This window comes from Pseudomonas izuensis (assembly GCF_009861505.1).
Lineage (GTDB): Bacteria > Pseudomonadota > Gammaproteobacteria > Pseudomonadales > Pseudomonadaceae > Aquipseudomonas > Aquipseudomonas izuensis.
The window spans coordinates 144,618-164,348 of sequence record NZ_WTFT01000022.1 but is presented as its reverse complement, the minus strand read 5'-3'; the positions used below and the strand labels follow the sequence as shown (position 1 = coordinate 164,348).

General features: G+C 61.5%; 17 protein-coding genes. 9 read left to right on the top strand and 8 right to left on the bottom strand.

The annotated features are described in order from the left end of the window. The first annotated feature begins 3 nt into the window (after positions 1 to 3). The 8 genes from GPL81_RS19545 to GPL81_RS19510 all read left to right on the top strand — a co-directional run bounded on the left by GPL81_RS19545 (position 4) and on the right by GPL81_RS19510 (position 11,565). Positions 4 to 948, top strand: coding sequence for a DUF58 domain-containing protein (locus GPL81_RS19545; protein WP_160108040.1), 945 nt, complete (start codon positions 4 to 6; stop codon positions 946 to 948). Beyond that, positions 945 to 1,439 (top strand): DUF4381 domain-containing protein, encoded by a 495-nt coding sequence (locus tag GPL81_RS19540; protein WP_160108039.1) that lies wholly within the window; start codon positions 945 to 947, stop codon positions 1,437 to 1,439. Before GPL81_RS19545 ends, GPL81_RS19540 begins: the two co-directional genes overlap by 4 nt. Then, positions 1,432 to 2,511, top strand: coding sequence for a vWA domain-containing protein (locus GPL81_RS19535; RefSeq protein WP_160108038.1), 1,080 nt, complete (start codon positions 1,432 to 1,434; stop codon positions 2,509 to 2,511). Before GPL81_RS19540 ends, GPL81_RS19535 begins: the two co-directional genes overlap by 8 nt. After that, complete coding sequence (locus GPL81_RS19530; protein ID WP_160108037.1) at positions 2,508 to 4,247, top strand: tetratricopeptide repeat protein; 1,740 nt, start codon at positions 2,508 to 2,510, stop codon at positions 4,245 to 4,247. Before GPL81_RS19535 ends, GPL81_RS19530 begins: the two co-directional genes overlap by 4 nt. After that, positions 4,244 to 5,884 carry a BatD family protein gene (locus GPL81_RS19525; protein ID WP_160108036.1) on the top strand — a complete coding sequence of 547 codons (1,641 nt, stop codon included), beginning with the start codon at positions 4,244 to 4,246 and terminating at the stop codon, positions 5,882 to 5,884. The genes GPL81_RS19530 and GPL81_RS19525 overlap by 4 nt, the downstream gene beginning before the upstream one ends. Positions 5,885 to 6,089: 205 nt before the next feature. Next, entirely contained in the window at positions 6,090 to 7,334 is a 1,245-nt protein-coding gene (locus GPL81_RS19520) for an exonuclease SbcCD subunit D C-terminal domain-containing protein (RefSeq protein ID WP_160108035.1), read from the top strand. Further along, positions 7,331 to 10,972, top strand: coding sequence for an AAA family ATPase (locus GPL81_RS19515; RefSeq protein ID WP_160108034.1), 3,642 nt, complete (start codon positions 7,331 to 7,333; stop codon positions 10,970 to 10,972). Before GPL81_RS19520 ends, GPL81_RS19515 begins: the two co-directional genes overlap by 4 nt. Then, positions 10,969 to 11,565, top strand: a complete 597-nt coding sequence (locus GPL81_RS19510; RefSeq protein ID WP_160108033.1) for a glutathione S-transferase — start codon at positions 10,969 to 10,971, stop codon at positions 11,563 to 11,565. The genes GPL81_RS19515 and GPL81_RS19510 overlap by 4 nt, the downstream gene beginning before the upstream one ends. Before the next feature lie 119 nt (positions 11,566 to 11,684). On the opposite strand, the gene GPL81_RS19505 is transcribed toward GPL81_RS19510, so the two are convergent. The 6 genes from GPL81_RS19505 to GPL81_RS19485 all read right to left on the bottom strand — a co-directional run bounded on the left by GPL81_RS19505 (position 11,685) and on the right by GPL81_RS19485 (position 14,436). Beyond that, a complete protein-coding gene (locus GPL81_RS19505) occupies positions 11,685 to 11,942 on the bottom strand; it encodes a hypothetical protein (RefSeq protein WP_160108032.1) in 258 nt (85 codons plus the stop codon). Beyond that, on the bottom strand, positions 11,939 to 12,151 hold the full coding sequence (locus GPL81_RS19500) for a hypothetical protein (protein ID WP_160108054.1): 213 nt from the start codon (positions 12,149 to 12,151) through the stop codon (positions 11,939 to 11,941). Before GPL81_RS19500 ends, GPL81_RS19505 begins: the two co-directional genes overlap by 4 nt. A 115-nt stretch (positions 12,152 to 12,266) precedes the next feature. After that, the gene (locus tag GPL81_RS31740) at positions 12,267 to 12,392 is read right to left on the bottom strand and encodes a hypothetical protein (RefSeq protein ID WP_256576238.1); all 126 of its coding nucleotides are present in this window, start codon (positions 12,390 to 12,392) and stop codon (positions 12,267 to 12,269) included. A gap of 208 nt (positions 12,393 to 12,600) precedes the next feature. After that, complete coding sequence (locus GPL81_RS19495) at positions 12,601 to 12,780, bottom strand: hypothetical protein (RefSeq protein WP_064380406.1); 180 nt, start codon at positions 12,778 to 12,780, stop codon at positions 12,601 to 12,603. A gap of 155 nt (positions 12,781 to 12,935) precedes the next feature. Then, complete coding sequence (locus GPL81_RS19490) at positions 12,936 to 14,105, bottom strand: lactonase family protein (protein ID WP_160108031.1); 1,170 nt, start codon at positions 14,103 to 14,105, stop codon at positions 12,936 to 12,938. Further along, positions 14,098 to 14,436 carry a DUF5629 family protein gene (locus GPL81_RS19485; protein WP_160108030.1) on the bottom strand — a complete coding sequence of 113 codons (339 nt, stop codon included), beginning with the start codon at positions 14,434 to 14,436 and terminating at the stop codon, positions 14,098 to 14,100. Before GPL81_RS19485 ends, GPL81_RS19490 begins: the two co-directional genes overlap by 8 nt. A gap of 97 nt (positions 14,437 to 14,533) precedes the next feature. Here GPL81_RS19485 and GPL81_RS19480 point away from each other — a divergent pair, with 97 nt between their 5' ends. Next, the gene (locus GPL81_RS19480; RefSeq protein ID WP_160108029.1) at positions 14,534 to 15,253 is read left to right on the top strand and encodes a FadR/GntR family transcriptional regulator; all 720 of its coding nucleotides are present in this window, start codon (positions 14,534 to 14,536) and stop codon (positions 15,251 to 15,253) included. A 170-nt stretch (positions 15,254 to 15,423) separates the two neighbouring features. Here the strand turns inward: GPL81_RS19480 and GPL81_RS19475 are convergent, their stop codons facing one another. Both GPL81_RS19475 and GPL81_RS19470 read right to left on the bottom strand, forming a co-directional pair. Further along, positions 15,424 to 17,808, bottom strand: a complete 2,385-nt coding sequence (locus GPL81_RS19475; RefSeq protein WP_160108028.1) for an efflux RND transporter permease subunit — start codon at positions 17,806 to 17,808, stop codon at positions 15,424 to 15,426. Positions 17,809 to 17,836: 28 nt separating this feature from the next. Then, the gene (locus tag GPL81_RS19470; RefSeq protein ID WP_160108027.1) at positions 17,837 to 18,889 is read right to left on the bottom strand and encodes a WD40/YVTN/BNR-like repeat-containing protein; all 1,053 of its coding nucleotides are present in this window, start codon (positions 18,887 to 18,889) and stop codon (positions 17,837 to 17,839) included. Positions 18,890 to 19,731 lie beyond the last annotated feature (842 nt).

Here is a 19,731-nt window from a genome sequence, read left to right as displayed (position 1 = left end):
CCGATGAACACCCTCCTGCCGCCCCAACCGGGTATCCGCATCACGCTCGCCGAGCTGATCGAGATGCGCCATCGCGTACGCGAAGTGCAACTGTTCTCCACACCGAGCCAGCGCAGCCCGCTGATCGGCCTGCACCACTCCAAGCTACGCGGTCGTGGCGTCGACTTCGATCAGGTGCGGGTCTATCAGGCCGGCGACGACGTGCGCAGCATCGACTGGCGGGTTACCGCCCGAACCCAGGAGCCTCACACCAAACTGTTCCACGAAGAGCGCGAGCGACCGATTTTCATCATGGTCGAGCAAAGCCGTCGGCTGTTTTTCGGTTCGGGGCTGATGTTCAAATCGGTGCTTGCCGCCCAGGCCGCGAGCCTGATCGGCTGGGCCGCGCTGGGGCATAATGACCGGGTCGGCGGGCTGGTGTTCGGTGACAACGAACACTACGAAATCAAGCCACGGCGCAGTAAACAAAGTCTGCTGCAGTTTCTCAACCGACTGGTGCGCGTCAATCAGTCGTTGCACACTGAAAGCGAACCGGACCGCGACGCCTTCGGCATTGCCCTGCGTCGCGCCCGTGAAGTGTTGCGCCCGGGTAGCCTGGCGATCGTGATCTGTGACGAACGCGCCTTGTCCGAGAGCGCCGAGCAGCAGTTGAGCCTGCTGTCGCGCCATTGCGACCTGTTGCTACTGCCACTGTCCGATCCGTTGGATCACGCCCTGCCCGCCGCCGGCTTGCTCCGTTTTGCCGAGCGCGGTGCGCAACTGGAGCTCGATACGCTGAATTTCGACCTGCGCCAGACCTACCGCGCCCAGGCAGAAACGCGCATCGCCCGCTGGGAATTGCTCGCGCAAAAACTGCGGGTACTGTTGATGCCGTTGAGCACCCAGAGCGAAATGGTCGAGCAATTGCGCGAGTACCTGAACCCTCAGAAGCCGGGGAAAGGTCGATGAGCAGTCTGGATCAACTGCAACCCCTGATTTCTCCGCCTCCGATCGACTTCTGGCCACCGGCACCGGGCTGGTGGCTACTGCTGTTGCTGCTGCCCGTCATCGGTTTCGGCTTGTGGAAGCTTCGGCGTTTCATTCCGCAAAAGCGCCGTATCGTGCGCGCCGAGCAGCCGCTGGACCCGGTGCGCCTCGCCGCCCTGTCGGAGCTGGCGCTGATGCCCAAGCCCTACGACGGGGCCCCCGCCGGTGCCTGGCTGCAGCAACTCAATGGCCTGCTCAAGCGCCTGTGCCGCAACCATTACCCCTACAGCCAGAGCCACACCCTCAACGGGCGCAAATGGCTGGCCTTCCTCGACAACCGCTGCCCGGCTGCCGGGCTGACCCGCTGGATGGTGCTGGTCGAAGGCGCCTACAAACCCGAATGCAAACTCGACGACAAGGCCATCGCCGGCCTCACCCAGGCAGTCGACACCTGGATTCGCAAACATGTTTGAGTTCGCCTGGCCGTGGCTCTTCGCCCTGCTGCCGCTACCGTGGCTGATGCGCATCGTGCTGCCGGTGGCCGACAGTGGCGAGCCGGCGCTCAAGGTCAGCTTCCTCAGCGACCTCGAAGGCCTGGCCCGGCGCCGCGCCCGCGCCAACCTGCCGGCATGGCGGCAACAGGCGCCGTTCCTGCTGCTGTGGTTGATGCTGCTGACCGCCGCCGCGCGCCCGCAATGGCTTGGCGAACCGCTACCGATTGCCGCCAGTGGCCGCGACCTGCTGGTGGCGGTGGACGTTTCAGGCTCCATGGATTTCCCCGACATGCAATGGCAGGACGAAGACGTCAGCCGCCTTGCACTGGTCCAGCATCTGCTCGGCGACTTCCTCGAGAGCCGCGACGGCGATCGGGTCGGCCTGATCCTGTTCGGCAGCCAGGCCTACCTGCAAGCGCCGCTGACCTTCGACCGGCATACCGTGCGCGTCTGGCTCGACGAAGCGCGCATTGGCATCGCCGGTAAGAACACCGCCATCGGCGACGCCATTGGACTGGGCCTCAAGCGCCTGCGGCAACGGCCGACCCAGAGCCGCGTGCTGATTCTGGTGACGGACGGCGCCAACAATGGCGGTGAAATCGACCCGCTCACTGCCGCGCGCCTGGCCGCCAGGGAAGGCGTGAAGATCTACCCGATCGGCATCGGTGCCGATCCGGAGGAAAGTGGCACCCTGGGTTTCCTCGGGATCAATCCGAGCCTGGACCTTGATGAGCCTTCCCTGAAAGCGATCGCCGAGGCGACCGGAGGCCGGTATTTCCGGGCACGCGATGGCAAGGAGCTGCAAGCGATCAAGGATACCCTCGACCAACTGGAACCCGTGACCCAGCAACCGACCCAGGCCCGTCCGGCCCAGGCGTTGTATCACTGGCCACTGACGATGGCGCTGATCATGAGCATGCTGCTGGTGGTCCGCGAGCTCTGGCCGGATAACCCGCTGCATCGCCTGTTTACCAAGGACCTGTTTTTGCAAACCCAACTGCCTGACTGGCGCGAGCGTCTCAAGCGCCTGCGCCTGCGGAGACGCCGATGAGCGAGCTCTGGCCCTACTGGTTCCGCCCCTGGTGGCTGCTGTTGCTGCCGCTGCTGGGCTGGTTGCTGTGGCAACTCTGGCATCGGCAGAAGCGTGCCGGGCGCTGGCAGATGATCCTTCCGCCGGCCTTTCATGCCGCACTGCTCAGCGGCGGCAATGGCCGCGACAGTAAACTGCCGTGGGTGGCCTTGGGCGCGGCGTGGCTTTTGACCGTACTCGCGCTGCTGGGGCCAAGCTGGGAGCGTGTCGAGCAGCTCAGCCAGAAACCCGCCGATCCGCTGGTGGTGATCCTTGAGCTGACCCCGCAAATGCTCGCCACCGACGTCCAGCCCAACCGCCTGGAACAGGCCCGGCGCAAGCTCCTCGACCTGCTGCAAAACCGCAGCGACGCGCAGACCGCCATCGTGGTCTACGCCGGCAGCGCGCACACATTGGTGCCGCTGTCGGACGACCTGTCCACCAGCCGCAATCTGCTGGATGCGCTCAAACCGTCGTTGATGCCCGAGGCCGGCCATCGCGCCGACCTCGCGGTGACCAAGGCCCTGGCCCTGCTGGAGCAAGGCGCACTGGGCGATGGCCGGATCCTGTTGATCGGCTCTTCCCTGACAGAACAGGAACGCCTGGGGATTCGTCGGGCCCTGAGCGGCAAATCCACCCAGTTCCTGATGCTTGGCATCGGCACCGCCGAAGGCTCGCCGATCACCCAGGAGGACGGCAGTTTCCTCAAGGACGAACAGGGGGCGATTCTGGTACCGCACCTGGACGAGCCGGGCCTGAAAGCTTTCGCCAACGATCTGGACGGGCGCTATCGCCACGCGCGCCTGGGCGACTCCGACCTGCGCGCGCTTGGCCTGCTCGATGGGCCGCGCAACCTGCGCGACAACGGCCAGACCCTGCGCCTGGATGCCTGGGCCGATCAGGGATACTGGTTGCTATTGCCGTTGTTGCTGCTGGCGGCCTGTGCCGGTCGTCGCGGCTGGTTGTTCTGCCTGCCGCTGCTGCTGGCGCTGCCACAACCGAGCTACGCCTTCGAGTTCCAGGACCTGTGGCTACGCCCCGATCAGCAGGGCGTGCACCTGCTCAAGCAGCAACGCCCGGCCGAGGCCGCACAGCACTTCGAAGATCATCAGTGGCAAGGTGTGGCCCTCTATGGAGCGGGCGATTACAGCGGCGCCGCCCAGCGGTTCGCCGAAGGCGACGATGCCCACGCCCACTACAATCGAGGCAATGCCCTGGCCAAAAGCGGTGAACTGGAGGCAGCGCTGGATGCGTATGAACAGGCACTTGAACGTCAACCGGACTTGCGCCCGGCCCTGACCAACAAGGCATTGGTGGAAAGCCTGCTCAAGCAGAAAGCCAACCCGCCCGCCGCCGAGCCGGACAATACCGCCAGCGAGGAACCCCAGGCACCGCCGCAAGAGCCGCCACCCGGCGCTGCCGCCCAGGCGCAGAGCACGGGCGAGCCGAAGAACGCTGACCAACAGACCGGCTCCGATACCGAACAATCGCCCACGAGGCCGCCAAAAACAGGCACCAACGAAGTGCCAGGCAGCGAGTTGGGGGACGAGCAACACACCACGCCGCCCATGCGCCCGGCCAGCGACAGTATCGAAGGAGAACAGCAGCAGGCGCTGGAGCAATGGCTGCGGCAGATCCCGGATGACCCGGGGGAGTTGCTCAGGCGTAAATTCTGGTACGAACAGCAACAACATCAGGATCAGGGAAAAACTCGATGACCCGCTTCACCGCTTTCATGTTCGCCTTTGTGTTGTGGACCGCCCAGGCCCAGGCAGCCGAGCTGGTCGCCAGTGTCGATCGCACGCGCCTGAACTCCGGAGAGACGATCGAGCTGACCCTGGAATCCAACGACGTGACGCAGTTCGGCAAACCGGACCTGACACCGCTGGAGCCATTGTTCGAAGTGCGTGGCACCCGCCAGGTCAACCAGTTGAACACCCTCGGCGGCGACAATCGCGCCACGACCCGCTGGATCGTCACCCTTTTGCCGCTGCAAAACGGCAGCGTGGTGATCCCGTCATTGAAGTTGGGCGAGATCCAGAGCCAGCCGATCACCGTGCAAGTGATCCAGAGCGAAACCCAGGAGACCTCGAACAAACTGGCCCCGGTGTTCATCGACGCCAGTCTCGATCAAACCAGTGTGTACGTGCAGGCCCAGGCGATCCTGACCCTGCGCATCTACCATTCGGTGTCGCTGTACGATGACAGCAGCCTGCCGCCACTGCAGATTCCCGATGCGCGCATCGAACAGCTGGGGGAATCGCGCACTTACGAAAAAGACATCAACGGCGTACGCCACGGCGTGATTGAAATGCGCTACGCAATCTATCCGCAGCACAGCGGTGAATTGATCATTCCCGGGCAGATCTTCAATGCCGCGCTGGTGGACGCGCAACCCACCCAGGACGCCGCGTCACCGAATCCGAAGTCCGGCAAGCTGATGCGCGTCAGTTCCAGCGAAATTCTGCTGACGGTCAAGGCCAAACCCATCACCTACCCCGCCGACCTGCCCTGGTTGCCGGCGCGTAGCCTGACCCTGAGCGAGAGCTGGAATCCGGAACCGGAGCACGTTCAGGCCGGCGATTCGCTGACCCGCAGCCTGACGGTGAAGGCCGAGGGCCTGGCCAGCACGCAACTGCCGCCGCTGCCCGGTACCGAGGTCAGCGGCCTGCGCCGGTATCCGGACCAACCGGTGCTGGGTAACCAGCACAGCGAACGCGGTCTGGTCGGCAGTCGCGAGGACCGCGAAGCCCTGGTGCCCGCCCGAAGCGGTTCAATCGAGTTGCCGTCGGTCGAAGTGGTCTGGTGGAACACCTTCGAAGACCACCTGGAACACAGCAGCCTGCCTGCCCGGACCCTGCAAGTGGCGACCAACCCGAGCCTGATGGTCGACACGCCGGCCGGTACTTCCCAGCTCAATGCCACTGCGGACGGCGAAACCCTGTGGCGCTGGAAACTCAGCACCCTGATCCTGGCCTGCACCACCCTGCTGGGCTTCGGCCTGTGGTGGCGCGCGCGCTGGCAACCGGCGATCCTGCGCGCAGCGCAAACCGGCCCGAGCCCCCGCACCGTGCTCGACGACCTCAAGCGCGCCTGCCAGGCCAACGACTCCCACGCCACCCGCCAGGCGCTCGACGCCTGGGCCCGGCAGCAACCGGAAACCCTGGCCGACATGGCCGCCCGCTTCGTCCCGCTGTCCGACGCCCTGGACGGCCTGAATGGCGCGCTGTACAGCGAAACCGGCCAGCACTGGCAGGGTGAAGAGCTGTGGCGGGCGATTCGCGCGATCCCGACGGCCGAACGGGTTCAGGACCCGGTGGGCGACAGTGGATTGCCGCCGCTTTATCCCAAATAGTCCGATACCCCACGGTAAATATTGAATCGCTCTGCGTGGGAGCAAGGCTTGCCCGCGATAGCGATCTCACGGGCACCATCGCGGGCAAGCCTTGCTCCCACAGTTAATCGTGTACATCCGCAAGCGCGTTTGCCAGTAAACTCTCTCCCCTTTCGCCGCTGTCATTTTCCTTGCGGCCATCATCTTTCAAATAGCGGAGTTCGCCTTGCGTCTGTTCCACACCTCCGACTGGCACCTTGGGCAGAACCTGCACGGCCAGGATCGCGATTTCGAGCATGGCTGTTTTCTCGACTGGCTGCTGCGCCAGCTCAAACTCGATCAGCCCGATGTGCTGTTGATCGCCGGCGATATCTTCGACACCGTCAACCCGCCGGTCAAGGCCCAGGAACGCCTGTACGACTTCATCGTCAGTGCCCACGAGCAACAACCGAAGCTGACCATCGTGATGATCGCCGGCAACCACGATTCCGGTTCGCGGATCGAATTGCCAGCGCCCTTGATGCGCCGTCTGCGCACGCACGCCCTCGGCCGCGTGTTGTGGCTGGATGACGGGCAACTGGATGCCGAGCGCCTGCTTTTACCGCTGCCGGACGCCAAGGGGAAAACCGTCGCCTGGTGCCTGGCGCTGCCGTTCCTGCGCCCAGCCGAAGTCACCGGCGCGCACCTGGGCGACAACTATCTGCGCGGCATCGGCCAGGTACACGAATGGCTGATCGAGGCCGCCAACGCCAAGCGCAAGAAAGGCCAGGCACTGATCGCCATCAGCCACGCCCACATGGCCGGTGGCTCGGTGTCGGAAGACTCCGAGCGCAGCCTGATCATCGGCAACGCCGAAGCCCTGCCCGCCAGCCTGTTCGGCCCCAGCATCAGCTACGTCGCCCTTGGTCACTTGCACAAGCCGCAGAAGGTCAATGGTGAAGAGCGGATTCGCTACAGCGGTTCGCCAATTCCGTTGTCGTTCTCTGAAATCGGCTACAAGCACCAGATTCTCGACATCACCCTTGATGGCGAAACCCTGGTCAGCGTCGAACCCAAACTGATTCCCCGCGCAGTCGATCTGCAACGCCTCGGTCCGGCCCCTCTGACGGACATTCTGCTGCAACTGGCGGAGCTGCCAAACATCGACCTGCTGGCCGACTACCAGCGCCAACCCTGGCTGGAGGTGCGGGTGCGCCTCGACGAGCCGCAACCGGACTTGCGTCATCAAGTGGAAACCGCCTTGCAGGGCAAGGCCGTGCGCCTGGTGCGCATCGCCGCCGAATACGCCGGCAACGGCAGCCGTGATGGTGCTGATGACGGTGCCGCACTGATCGAACTGGACCAACTCACCCCCCAGGAACTGTTCAGCCGCGCCTGGATGGATAACTACGGCAGCGAGGTCGACGAGCAAACCCTCAAGGACTTTGCCGAGTTGCTGCAAGACGTGCAGATGGAGAGCGAACAGCCATGAAGATCCTCGCCATCCGCCTGAAAAACCTCGCCTCCCTGGCCGGTCCCTTTGATATCGACTTCACCGCCGAACCCTTGGCCAGCGCCGGTCTGTTCGCCATCACCGGGCCGACCGGCGCCGGTAAAAGCACCCTGCTCGACGCTCTGTGCCTGGCGCTGTTCGGCACGGTGCCGCGGCTCAACAGTGTTCAGCCATCGGCCAAGGCACCGGACGTCGATGGTGAAATCGGCACCGGGGATCCACGTACGCTGTTGCGTCGCGGCACCGGTGAAGGCTACGCGGAAGTCGATTTCGTCGGCATTGACGGCCGTCGCTATCGTGCCCGCTGGGAAGCCAACCGCGCACGGGACAAAGCGGGCGGCAGGCTGCAAGCCAGTCGTCAAAGCTTGCGCGACATCGACCAGGATCAACTGCTCGCCAGTCAAAAGCTCGAATTCAAAAGCAGGATCGAGTCGGTACTGGGCCTGAACTTCGAACAGTTCACCCGCGCCGTGCTACTGGCACAAAGCGAGTTCAGCGCCTTCCTCAAGGCCGACGATAACGACCGCAGCGAGCTGCTGGAAAAACTCACCGACACCGCGCTCTACACCCGGCTGGGTCGTCGCGCCTTCGACAAGACCAAGGAAGCCCGCGAAGCCCACAAACTGCTGCAGGATCAGGCCAGCGGGGTCACACCACTGGCGCCCGAAGACCGGGCGGAGCTGGATGAGCGCTTCAATGCCGCACAGCAACAACTTAAATTGCAGCAGGCGCAACTCAAGCAGCTCGAGTTGCAGCACACCTGGCTCAAGGATTTGCGTCAGTTGCAGGACGCGCAACACAGCGCCGCCGAGCAACTGCAATCGGCGCAACAGCATTGGCAAAACCTGGCCGACGAACGCCTGAAGCTGACCCGTCTGGAGCAATTGGCGCCACAACGGCACCAGTTCGCCCGCAAGGCCGAAATCGATGCCCTGCTGACCCCGTTGGCGGCGCACATTGCCGGGCATACGCAGCAGCAGGGCGAACTCGCCGAGCGCCAGACGGGGCTGGAGCAACAACTTGCCGCCGCCAGGATCGCCTTGAACGAAGCGCTCCAGCAGCAAACCGACGGCGCGCCGCTGTTGCGTCAGGCCTTCGAAGAACAGAGCACCCTCGCCCGCCTGGCCAAGGACACTGCTTCAAGCGCTGAAGCGAAACACAACGCCGAACAAGCCTGTGCCCAGGGCCAGAGCGCCATTCAAAGCTTGCTCGACCGGCAGGCCCAGGTCGCCGAACACTTGCAACGCATGGCCGTCGATCTGGAGCAAGGCGCCCATCTGGCACCGTTGAGCGATGCCTGGAAGGCCTACCGTGATCGCCTGCAACAGTTGATGTTGATCGGCAATCGACTGAATCAGGGGCAGGCCGAACTCGCCAGCCTCGAACAGAACGCCACCCGTACCGCGGCAGCATTCACCGCGCAGAAACAGCAGCTGGAAGTGCTGTACAAGGAGGTCGGCGCCGAACCGGATGCCGTTGCAGAGCAGATTGGCATTCTCGGCAGCCTGTTGCAGGACAATCGCAAACAACTGCGCGCCATCGAAGACCTGAGCCGGTTGTGGGCCAGCCAGCAGGATCTGGACAAGCGCGGTGCCGAGCTGCAACAACGTCAGCTCACCGCACAACAGCAACGCGATCGCCTGACCCAGGATGGGGTTAAGGCCAAAACTGAACTGAGCGTCGCCGAGCAGACCCTCAGCGTCACCCGCGAACTGCTGGAGCGTCAGCGCCTGGCCCGCAGCGCGAGCGTCGAGGAACTGCGCGCACAGTTGCAGGATGATCAGCCGTGCCCGGTCTGCGGCAGTAATGAACATCCGTATCATCAACCCGAAGCACTGTTGCAAAGCCTCGGCCGCTTTGATGAAGGCGAACAGGCCAACGCCCAGAAAGCCGTCGACCTGCTCAAGGAAAAGCTCACCGACCTGCGTGCCGAGGTCGGTGGCCTGATCGCCCAGCAAAAGGAATTGCTGCAACAGCAGGAGTTACTGGCGACGCAGCAACAAGCCCTGGCGCCAAGCCTTGCGGCGCACCCGTTGGCCGCCCCGCTGCTGGATCAGGACGCGGACAGGCGCGACGCCTGGCTCGCCCAGCAAAACAGCCAGTTGAATCAAAGCATCGCCCAGGATGAACAACGGCAAACGGCCCTGCTCACCCTGCAACAGGATGCCGCGCGCCTGACCCAGCAATTGCGCCACGCTGAAACCGCACACCAGCAAGCGGCCCAACACCTGGACAATCAACAGCGCGAACTCGGCAGCGACCGTCAGCGCCTTGACGAAGAACTGGCCGCGTTCGCCAGCCTGCTGCCGGATGAAACCCTGCAAGCACTGCGCAGCGAGCCGGCCGCGACCTTCATGCAACTCGATCGGCAAATCACCGAGCGCCTGGCGCAGCTCGATCAACAGAAGGAAGAGCTGGCCGAACAGCAACAGCGCCAGCAATCCCTGGAGAAGGAACAGGATCGGCAGCAGACCCGCACCCAGCAATTGCAAACCGCCGAGCAGCAGTTCCAGGCGCTTGCCGAACAACAACAGGCTAGCCAGCACACCCTCGAACAATTGCTCGGTGAGCACAGCAGCGCCGAACATTGGCAGCAGCAACTGGAGCACGCCGTGGAAACGGCACGCGGCGCCGAAACCACGACGGCCCAGAACCTTCAAAGCGTACTCACGCAGCAGGTGCGAATCGCCGCCGAACTCAAGGCACAGCAGGAACGCTTGCAGGCACTGCAAAGCGAAGCCACGGAACTGGCCGCTAAAATCGCCGACTGGCGTGCCCGCCATCCGGAGCTGGACGATGGCGGTCTTGAAGACCTGCTGCGGGTCGATGACGCCCACGTCAGCGAGCTGCGCCAGCGCTTGCAGCTCAGCGAAAAAGAGATCGAACAGGCCAAGGTCCTGGTGCAGGAACGTGACAAGCGTTTGATGGACCATCAGGGGCAGCACAACGGCAACCTTGATGCCGAACAACTCGACATCGCCCTCACCGAGTTGCAGCACCAGTGCGGCGTCAGCGAACAGCGCTGCGCCGAACTACGCGCCGAACAGGTCGAGGACCAGCGCCGACAGAACGCCAACCAGGCCCTGGCGCAGCAAATTGCCGAGGCTTATGCCGAGTATCAACGCTGGGCGCGCCTGAATGCGTTGATCGGCTCGGCCACCGGCGATACCTTCCGCAAGATCGCCCAGGCCTACAACCTCGATTTACTGGTGCACCACGCCAACGTGCAGTTGCGCCAACTGGTGCGGCGCTATCGCCTCAAGCGTGGCGGCAGCATGCTCGGTTTGCTGGTGATGGACACCGAAATGGGTGACGAACTGCGTTCGGTGCATTCATTGTCCGGTGGCGAGACTTTCCTGGTGTCGCTGGCCCTGGCACTGGGTCTGGCATCGATGGCGTCGAGCACGCTGAAAATCGAATCACTGTTCATTGACGAGGGCTTCGGCAGCCTCGACCCGCAATCCCTGCAACTGGCCATGGATGCCCTCGACGGCTTGCAGGCCCAGGGGCGCAAGGTCGCAGTGATTTCCCACGTGCAGGAAATGCACGAGCGGATTCCGGTGCAGATTCAGGTCCGCCGCCAGGGCAACGGCCTGAGCACCCTGGAGGTGAAATGACCACGCTGTATTCTTTCCGCCGTTGCCCGTACGCCATGCGGGCGCGCATGGCCCTGCGTTACGCGGGGGTTGCCGTGGACATCGTTGAAGTCAGCCTCAAGGCCAAACCCGCCGAAATGCTCACGCTGTCGAGCAAGGGTACGGTGCCGGTGTTGAGTTTCGACGGGCGGGTGATTGATGAAAGCCTGGAAATCATGCGCTGGGCCGTGGCGCAACATGATCCGCAGGACTGGCTGCTAAAGGACGATCCACAGGGGCAGCTTGCCATCGCGGCGCTGATCGAAGAGAACGATCAGGCATTCAAGGTGCATCTGAACCGCTACAAGTATGCCGAGCGCTACCCGGAGCAGCCGATGACGTTTTATCGCGCCGAAGGCGAAGTGTTTTTGCGCAAGCTTGATGAGTTACTGGAGGGGCGCGATTACCTGCTGACTTACCATCCAAGCCTGGCTGACGTGGCGTTGATGCCGTTCATAAGGCAATTCGCCCATGTCGATCGCGAGTGGTTTGCGCAAACGCCTTATCGGCGGTTGCAGGATTGGTTGCAGCGGTTTCTGGCGTCGGAGTTGTTTACATCGATCATGAAGAAATAACCGATATCCGGGTTACTGAAACCTGTAGGAGCAAGGCTTGCCCGCGATGCTTTTGGCGGCCTTGACGGCCCCATCGCGGGCAAGCCTTGCTCCCACAGGGACCGTGGTGTCTTAACGATTTACGCCAGCACTTCACACATGCCGATCACCGAGCAATCGACGTGGAACGGCCCGAAAAAGGCGCTTTCCGGTTTGAGTGGCGGATTGCCGGCCAGCATCCCCATGGCCTTGGCTGTCTCGATATTGTGCGCGATGCTGTGGTTGGCCTCGATGGCCCGTGCCACCCCGCCTATGGAACCTTGCCCGATCCCCAGCAAGGAAAATCCATTGGTGATGACTGCCAGGAAGGCGATGACCAAAAATTTGCAACGGTTCATGCTCCGCCGACTCCTGCCAGTTCGGTCTGATCAGCCATCGCCTGTTGGGCGCGGTGTTCAAACTGGATGCCAGGGTGTCCGACTTGAATCGGCGCTTCGAAGGTGTGTTGCGATTGTGGCGAAAGACTGACAACCAGCACCATGACCAGGTAAAGACCGATAGCCACATAGGCGCCGTGTTTGGCAGAAGTGATGATTGCGCTGGCCATGATGAACTCCGTGGACATGTTTCAGAGTCCACAGAATCGATGAAAAAAGCATCGATAACCAACAAGGCGTGTCTATAGCGACTATCAACTACGTTGATCATTAAGCCAGACTATTTCAGTCTTCAATAAAACTCATCAAGCGCTCGCGGGCAGCGTCGGGCTCCCCGGAAATGGGCTCGGCGGCGGATAAAATCGGGGTGGAATAGAGGAACAAAAGCACCACTGCAAGACGCATCGCCATGTGATCGATCCTTTTCTTGAGAAGGAGTCAAAAAATCAGCGTCAAATTTAAACGCATGGCCATGTGATATCAAGCAATAGATTGATGGCGATATGATGCTGTCGTAAATGCGTTATGCAGGAGCGACATCACTTCGGTGCTTGGCGAGGCATCGGCGCTCGCTCGGCAAGTGACTTCGCTCCTGCATAAAGGTGGCAGGGAGGCAATTTCAGTGCTGGGCTTTGTGGTCCAGCGCGGCGTAGAAGTTGGCGCTCTGTTGCAGGTATTTCTGGGTGTAGCTCTGGGTGTGGGCTTTTTTGTCGCTGATTTCAACGTTGGCGCTGGCAGGCAGGGCAACGGTGGCGGAGATGGCGGAAGCGGCGATTACGGAGAAGAGATTGAAGTTCATGGTGTAGTCCTCGAAGTCAGTTGGCTTGCTTGCCCGGTTGGGCCGTGAAGCAAACTTAACCCTTGAGGAACGAGGCCTTGAAATGCTTTGTAGCATTACCAAATATCAGCCTCATTGATAGAAAGCTACAGGCCCCATGAACCGGGGCCTGCGGCCTATTGTCGCATGATGAACTTGAGATCGCTCGGGGCGTCCATCGGCAGTTTTTGCACGGTTTTACCCAGCAGGCCGGTCCTGGTATCGCGCTCGACGACGACAATCTGGTTGCTTTTCTGATTGGCGATCAGCATGAATTTGCCACTGGGATCGAGGCTGAACTCCCGGGGATGATCACCCTCCACCGTTCGGCGCTGCAACTCCTTGAGATGCCCGGTTGCCGGATCGATAGCGAACACCAGCACCTGATTGGTGGTGCCACGGTTGCTGACGTATAGAAATTTGCCATCGTTAGAGGCATGCAACGCGGCGGCGGCCTTGTCCGAAACCGGCTGGCCGGAAGCCAGATCGACCATTTGCGTCTGCTCAAGCGTGCCGTCCCGGTAATCGAACACGGCCACCTGGGCGCTCATCTCCATGGTCAGCCAGGCGTGCTTGCCATCGGCACTGAACAACAGATGACGCGGACCGCTGCCGGGGGGTAGTTGGACAAACGCTGGCGACGCCGGGGTCAATGGCAGGTCAGGATTGGCCTTGGGGTCGTAACGGTAGACAAAAATCCGGTCCGCCCCCAGATCGTTGGAGAACACATACTTGCCATCGGGCGCCGGAATCGTCGAATGCACATGCGCTGACATCTGCCGCTCGGGATTGACCCGACTGGCCGGATGACTGCTCATCTGCACCACCGGTTTCAGCGTGCCATCGGCACCCACCGGCAACACCGCCAGGGTCCCGCCCGGATCTTCGGCCACCGAGTAATTGCTGACAAACAGATGACTGGCATCCGCGCTGAGGCTCGAATGCGTCGGCTCGTTGCCCAGGCTCTGCACCTGATTGATCAGCGTCAGCTCATGGGTCCCGGGGTCGATCGCATAACTGCTGACCCGCCCTACCGGATCGGCCTGGCCCGGGCCATTTTCGTTGACCACGAACAGGCGCCGCTGATCCCTGGACAGGGTCAGCCACGACGGGTTTTCGCTTTTGACCACTTGCAATGGTTTGGCATTGATCTGCCCGGTCGCACTGTCGAAATTCAGCCGATAAATGCCCTGGCTTTGCCCGGCGGTGTAGGAACCCACGAGCAATGGATAATCCTCGGCGCAAGCCGTCTGAACGCCCATCGCGCCGATGCTGCCGGCGATCAACAGGGGCCAGAGGCTACGCATCCGCTTGGTCGTCGTCTTCGTTGTCGCCACTGATGACGTCGCCAACGCACACCAGACGGTGCTCGCCGCCATCGTCCTTGATCAGCCAGCTCTGCAGGGTTTGATCGAAGGTCGCGGCCTGAATCTGCGCCGGGGTGAATTCCCAATGCAGCGCGTTTCTACCATCCATGCATTCGATATGCAGGTTGTCGTCCTCATCGAGGGCGAATTCGAAGGCATGAAGCCCGTCGATTTCCACCATTCCGCAGTGTTCGAGGGCATTGAGCAAGGTGTCGGTTGCAGCGGTCATGGCGATCAGTCTTTGAATGGGAAAAACGCAATGATAGCTCATGCGTTCACTGATAGTTCCTGTGGGAGCGAGTCTCAAGTGTATGCCGCGCCTGTTATCATGCCCGGCACCCCCCTCGCACAGGACCGCGCCGTTTCCCATGGATTACCGCAAACCCTCCGCCCGCAAAAGCATGCACTCGCGCATTGTCCAGGAATTGGGCATGCAGATCGTTTCCGGACAGTTCCTGCCCGACGACAAACTGCCCGCCGAAGCCCTGTTGTGCGAAGAGTATGCCGTTAGCCGGCCAGTGTTGCGCGAAGCCACGCGGGTGTTGGTCGCCAAGGGCCTGGTGTATTCCCGCCCGCGGGTCGGCACCGTGGTCAAGCCGCGCCGGGAATGGCACATGCTTGACCCGGACGTGCTGCACTGGCTGATACAGAGCAGCCCGCAGAATGAGTTCTTCAACCTGCTAACCAGCGTGCGCAGCATCATCGAACCGGGCGCGGCCGCCCTCGCCGCGCAGTTCGCAACCGACGACGACATCGCCTCCATCGGCGAAGCCTACCAACGCATGGAAGCCGCGCCCACGCCGGAAGCCTTTCTGCAACCGGACCTGGACTTCCACAGCCGCATCGCCGACGCGACCCACAACGATCTGTTGGCCAATCTGTGCAATATGCTGTCGGTGGCTATTGCCGAGTCGTTGAAGCATTCGAATCAGCGGCCGAATCTGCAAGAACGGGCATTGCCTCGGCACAAGGCGATTCTCACGGCCATCGAAAACCGTGATGCGCTGGGTGCGCGAAATGCGACGCTGTTGCAGCTCGACGACGCGCGCGATGCGTTGAATCTGGTGCTGGGCACCGATCCCGCCTGACCACCACAAATCCCTTGTAGGAGCTGGCTCGCCAGCGAAGGCTGCCTTGAGTCTTGCATCGCCAACGCGGACGTCTTCGCTGGCAAGCCAGCTCCTACAGGGGAATGTGTGGAATTTGAGACATAAAAAAGCCGCAACCTTGGTTGCGGCTTTTTTGTTTCAGCCCGGGATCAGTGAGCAAACAGCGAATTGCCCTTCTGCCCCGCCAGTTTCTCCGGCTTGATCAGGAACCGCGCCAGTGCCGGCAGCAGCCACAGTGCGCCGAACATGTTCCACAGCAGCATGAAGGTCAGCATCAGCCCCATGTCGGCCTGGAACTTGATGGCCGAGAAAATCCAGGTGCACACGCCGATGGCCAGGCACAGGCCGGTGAACAGCACGGCCTTACCAGTGGACTTCAGCGTCTGGTAGTACGCTTCTTGCAGCGGCAGGCCGGCACGCAGGAAGCTTTCCAGACGGCTGTAGATGTAGATGCCGTAGTCCACGCCGATCCCCACGCCCAATGCCACCACCGGCAGGGTCGCGACTTTCACGCCGATGCCCATGAAGGCCATCAGGGCGTTACCCAGCACCGAGGTCAGTACCAGCGGCAGCACGATGCACAAGGTCGCCGCCCAGGAACGGAAGGTGATCATGCACATGACCGCCACGCAGATGTACACCAGGATCAGGATAGTCAGCTCGGACTTCTTGATGACCTCGTTGGTTGCCGCCTCGATACCGGCGTTACCGGCCGCGAGGATGAATTCCAGGCCTTCCTTGTTGTTTTCCTTGGCGAACTCTTGAACCGCATGCACCGCGCGATCCAGGGTTTCGGCCTTGTGATCGTTGAGGAACACCAGCACCGGCGCCAGGGAGCAACTGTTGTTGTACAGGCCATCGGCCCGTGCAATCGAGTTGTTCAGCACGTCCGGGTTACGCGACAGGGTTTCCCATTTCAGGTTGCCCTCGTTCATGCCCTTGATCATTTGCTTGGACACGGTCACCAGGGAAATCGCCGACTGCACGCCCTCGGTGTTCTGCATCTTCCACATCAGTTCGTCGATCGGCGCCATGGCTTCGTAGCGCGAGCAACCTTCGGACTTGGTCTTGACCATCACCACCAATACATCGGAACTGGTCGAGTAGTTACTGATGATGAAATTGTTGTCCTTGTTGTAGCGCGAGTCCGGACGCAGTTCCGGCGCGCCCTGGTCGAGGTCGCCGATTTTCAGGTTCTGGCTGTACCAGAGGCCGCCGCCAAAGGCGATCAAGGCCAGCAGGACCGAAACCGGGGCGACTTTCGCACTGGCAAAGTTTGCCAGCAGGCGCCAGAACGGATGCTCGCGGGTCGCGTCTTTCTTGCTGCGATCCACGGCGCGCTTGCTGATGCCGACATAGGAAATCGCCACCGGCAGCAGGATCAGGTTGGTGAACACGATTACCGCCACGCCGATGGACGCGCCGATGGCCAGCTCGCGGATCACGCCGATATCGATGATCAGCAGCGTGATGAAACCCACGGCATCGGCGAGGATCGCGATCATCCCCGGCAGGAACAGTTGACGGAAGGTTCGGCGCGCCGCGGTCAGGGCGTTGTCCGCTTCACTGGATTGCAACGCGATACCGTTGATCTTCTGCACGCCGTGGGAAATACCGATGGCGAAGATCAGGAACGGCACCAGCATCGAATACGGATCAAGGCCGAAGCCGAAGAAATGCATCAGGCCCAATTGCCACACCACCGCCACCAGCGTCGTGCTCAACACCGCCACGGTGCTGCGCATGCAGTTGGTGAACCAGTAGAGCAGGATCAGGGTGATGACGAAGGCGATACCGAAGAACATCACCACCATCACCAGGCCATCGATCAGGTCACCGACCTTCTTGGCGAAACCGACGATGTGGATCTTGACGTTGGGGTTCTGCACTTCGAACTTGTTGCGGATCTTGTCTTCAAGCTCGTGGGAGAACTTGCGATAGTCCAGCGCCAGCAACTTGCCCTGGTCCTGCGGGTCCGGATAGGACTCCAACAATGGAATGTCGACGATGCTCGACTTGAAGTCGTTGGCCACCAATCGTCCGACCTGCCCGGACTTGAGTACGTTGTTGCGCAGCAGGTCAAGGCTTTGTTGCGAGCCGTTATAGCTCTGCGGGATCACTTCACCACCGGCGAAGCCCTCCTCCGTCACCTCGGTCCAGCGCACGCTCGGACTCCACAGCGACTTGAGGCCGGAACGGTCGACACCGGAAATGTAGAACACCTCGTCGTGAATCTGGCGCAGGGTCTCCATGTATTCCTTGGAGAAGATGTCGCCGTCGGTGGCCTCCACGGAAATCCGTACGGTGTTGCCCAGGTTCGCCAGATCGTTGCGGTGCTCCATCATCTTCTGAATGAAGGGATGCTCCAACGGGATCATTTTTTCGAAACTGGTGGACGGCCGGATCAACGTTGCCTGCCAGAACAGGAAGATGCTGACCAGCAGGCAGATCGTGATCACTGCCGGGCGGTTGTTGAAAATCAGGCGCTCAAGAAACGTCGCCTTGTCCTGATGATGAGTACTCAAGGAAGTCATAGCCCCGCCTTCTTATTATTAACCCGGCTCATTTGCCCAACTCGGCGCCGTTTGGCGATGTGGCGCGAACGCCGCCCTGTCCAGCCAGAATCAGATTGCCGTTTCCGGCCGCGGTCACCGACGAGAGCGAGATACGATCCCGACGGTTGAAGACGCTGAAGGTCTCACCGTTATCGCTGCTGCTGATCACCGAACCGCCGTTGCCGACAATCACGATGGAGCCGTCGTCAAGCAGTGTGCCGCCGGACAGTCCGAATTCCAGGTCACCGCGTTCAGCCTTGAGCTCGACTTGCTCCCAGGTGCTGCCGAAATCCGTGGAGCGGTAAAGATTGCCGCGCAGGCCATAGGCCAACAGCGTATTGGCTTGCGCGGTGCCGATCACACCGAACAGCGAGCCTTGGTACGGGCCTTCGAGTTTCTCCCAGGTCTGGCCCCAATCGGCGGAGCGGAACATGCTGCCCTGCTCACCGACGATGAACAGCCCGGCGTCCTTGACTGCCGTGATTGCATTGAGGTGGTACTGGTCTTCGTTGTCCAGGCGATCACTGACGTCTTCCCAGTGCTTGCCACCGTCGGTGGTGGCCATCAACGAACCATAAGCGCCCACGGCAAAGCCGCTGCTGGCGTCCTGGAACCAGACGTCGAGCAGCGGCGATTCGCGTTTCAGATCTTCGAATTGCTTGGTCCAGGTGATACCGCCGTCCTCGCTGGCGAGGATCTGTGCATCATGACCGACGGCCCAGCCGTGCTTGTCATCGACAAAGAACACCGAGGTCAACAGTTGCCGGGTCGGCACCTTGGCCTGGGCCCAGGTCGCGCCCTGGTCATCGGAATACAGAATATGCCCGCGATCCCCGACCGCCACCAGGCGCTTGCCGGCGTGCACGACATCGAGGACCAGGCTTTTGCTGGCCTTGGCCGATTCAACGGAATAAACAACGTCGGATGCCGGCGCGTCAGCTGCCAGCACAGGCGCCGACCACGCGGCAGAGCCCAACAGCGAGAGCGCTGTAGCCAGCAACGCGAATTTGCGTAATGCCGGCGGGCGGCAGATACCCACACCCATGACAGGCTCACTCATAAACCTTCCCCCATTATTATTGTTAGGTCATTAAACCTTTCTGGGCGCCGCAAGGGTGCGTATCGGGATCACCTGTTTCAGAACACAGTCCTGAAACCCGCAATCCAGAGCCCCTTCGGAAGCTGGCTTATCCTATAGAGGTTTTTGAAGGGCTGACAATCGACGGTGCGTTATGTTTTGTTAACCGTGGGGGGATGTGGTTTCTCTGAATGGTTGGGTATTTGTTGGGGTGATGTGGTTTTGGTGGTTTGGTGGTTTGGTGGTTTGGTGTGTATATCCGTTTCTGCGGTAACGGCTACTTATGGTTTCGCCCTTACGGCGAGTCACTTTGAAAAGCGCAAAGTAACCAAACGCTCTTGCCCCACCACTCGGTGCCTCGCTCAGGCTCGGCATGCCCTCACTCCGGCATTGCTCCGTGGGTCGCCGCGATGGGCCATCCATGGCCCAGCGCGGCTAAACCGGCGTCCTGCCGGTTTACCCACTGCGCAATGCCTGCGTTCGGTCAGCGTGGTTTAACGGGGCGCCCAGATCAAAAGCCAGCGCGAGGCGGCCTGACAGCCGACCTGAATTTGGCAAATACCCCGATCCCCTGTAGGAGCGAGCCTGCTCGCGATGGTCGTCAACGATAACGCGTGCTGTCTGGATGATCGCGTTGCCCGGCAGTCCATCGCGAGCAGGCTCGCTCCTACAGTGGAACGCGTTCATCCGTGAAATCAGGCCGCCATCGCTACGATGCGGCGCTCCGACAAGCCAGTTTCCACAGGGGATTGGGTGCACCCGCTAAAGCAGGTCGAGTGTCAGCTCGCCTCGCTTGCTTTTGATTTTGATCTTCTTGCCCCATC

Bases quoted from the DNA above. Each gene is read 5' to 3' on its own strand.
- GPL81_RS19525 (WP_160108036.1), top strand. From the start codon at position 4,244: ATGACCCGCTTCACCGCTTTCATGTTCGCCTTTGTGTTGTGGACCGCC.
- GPL81_RS19540 (WP_160108039.1), top strand. From the start codon at position 945: ATGAGCAGTCTGGATCAACTGCAACCCCTGATTTCTCCGCCTCCGATC.
- GPL81_RS19515 (WP_160108034.1), top strand. From the start codon at position 7,331: ATGAAGATCCTCGCCATCCGCCTGAAAAACCTCGCCTCCCTGGCCGGT.
- GPL81_RS19510 (WP_160108033.1), top strand. From the start codon at position 10,969: ATGACCACGCTGTATTCTTTCCGCCGTTGCCCGTACGCCATGCGGGCG.
- GPL81_RS19470 (WP_160108027.1), bottom strand. From the start codon at position 18,889: ATGAGTGAGCCTGTCATGGGTGTGGGTATCTGCCGCCCGCCGGCATTA.
- GPL81_RS19505 (WP_160108032.1), bottom strand. From the start codon at position 11,942: ATGAACCGTTGCAAATTTTTGGTCATCGCCTTCCTGGCAGTCATCACC.
- GPL81_RS19530 (WP_160108037.1), top strand. From the start codon at position 2,508: ATGAGCGAGCTCTGGCCCTACTGGTTCCGCCCCTGGTGGCTGCTGTTG.
- GPL81_RS19490 (WP_160108031.1), bottom strand. From the start codon at position 14,105: ATGCGTAGCCTCTGGCCCCTGTTGATCGCCGGCAGCATCGGCGCGATG.
- GPL81_RS19500 (WP_160108054.1), bottom strand. From the start codon at position 12,151: ATGGCCAGCGCAATCATCACTTCTGCCAAACACGGCGCCTATGTGGCT.
- GPL81_RS19475 (WP_160108028.1), bottom strand. From the start codon at position 17,808: ATGACTTCCTTGAGTACTCATCATCAGGACAAGGCGACGTTTCTTGAG.
- GPL81_RS31740 (WP_256576238.1), bottom strand. From the start codon at position 12,392: ATGGCGATGCGTCTTGCAGTGGTGCTTTTGTTCCTCTATTCCACCCCG.
- GPL81_RS19495 (WP_064380406.1), bottom strand. From the start codon at position 12,780: ATGAACTTCAATCTCTTCTCCGTAATCGCCGCTTCCGCCATCTCCGCC.
- GPL81_RS19545 (WP_160108040.1), top strand. From the start codon at position 4: ATGAACACCCTCCTGCCGCCCCAACCGGGTATCCGCATCACGCTCGCC.
- GPL81_RS19535 (WP_160108038.1), top strand. From the start codon at position 1,432: ATGTTTGAGTTCGCCTGGCCGTGGCTCTTCGCCCTGCTGCCGCTACCG.
- GPL81_RS19480 (WP_160108029.1), top strand. From the start codon at position 14,534: ATGGATTACCGCAAACCCTCCGCCCGCAAAAGCATGCACTCGCGCATT.
- GPL81_RS19485 (WP_160108030.1), bottom strand. From the start codon at position 14,436: ATGAGCTATCATTGCGTTTTTCCCATTCAAAGACTGATCGCCATGACC.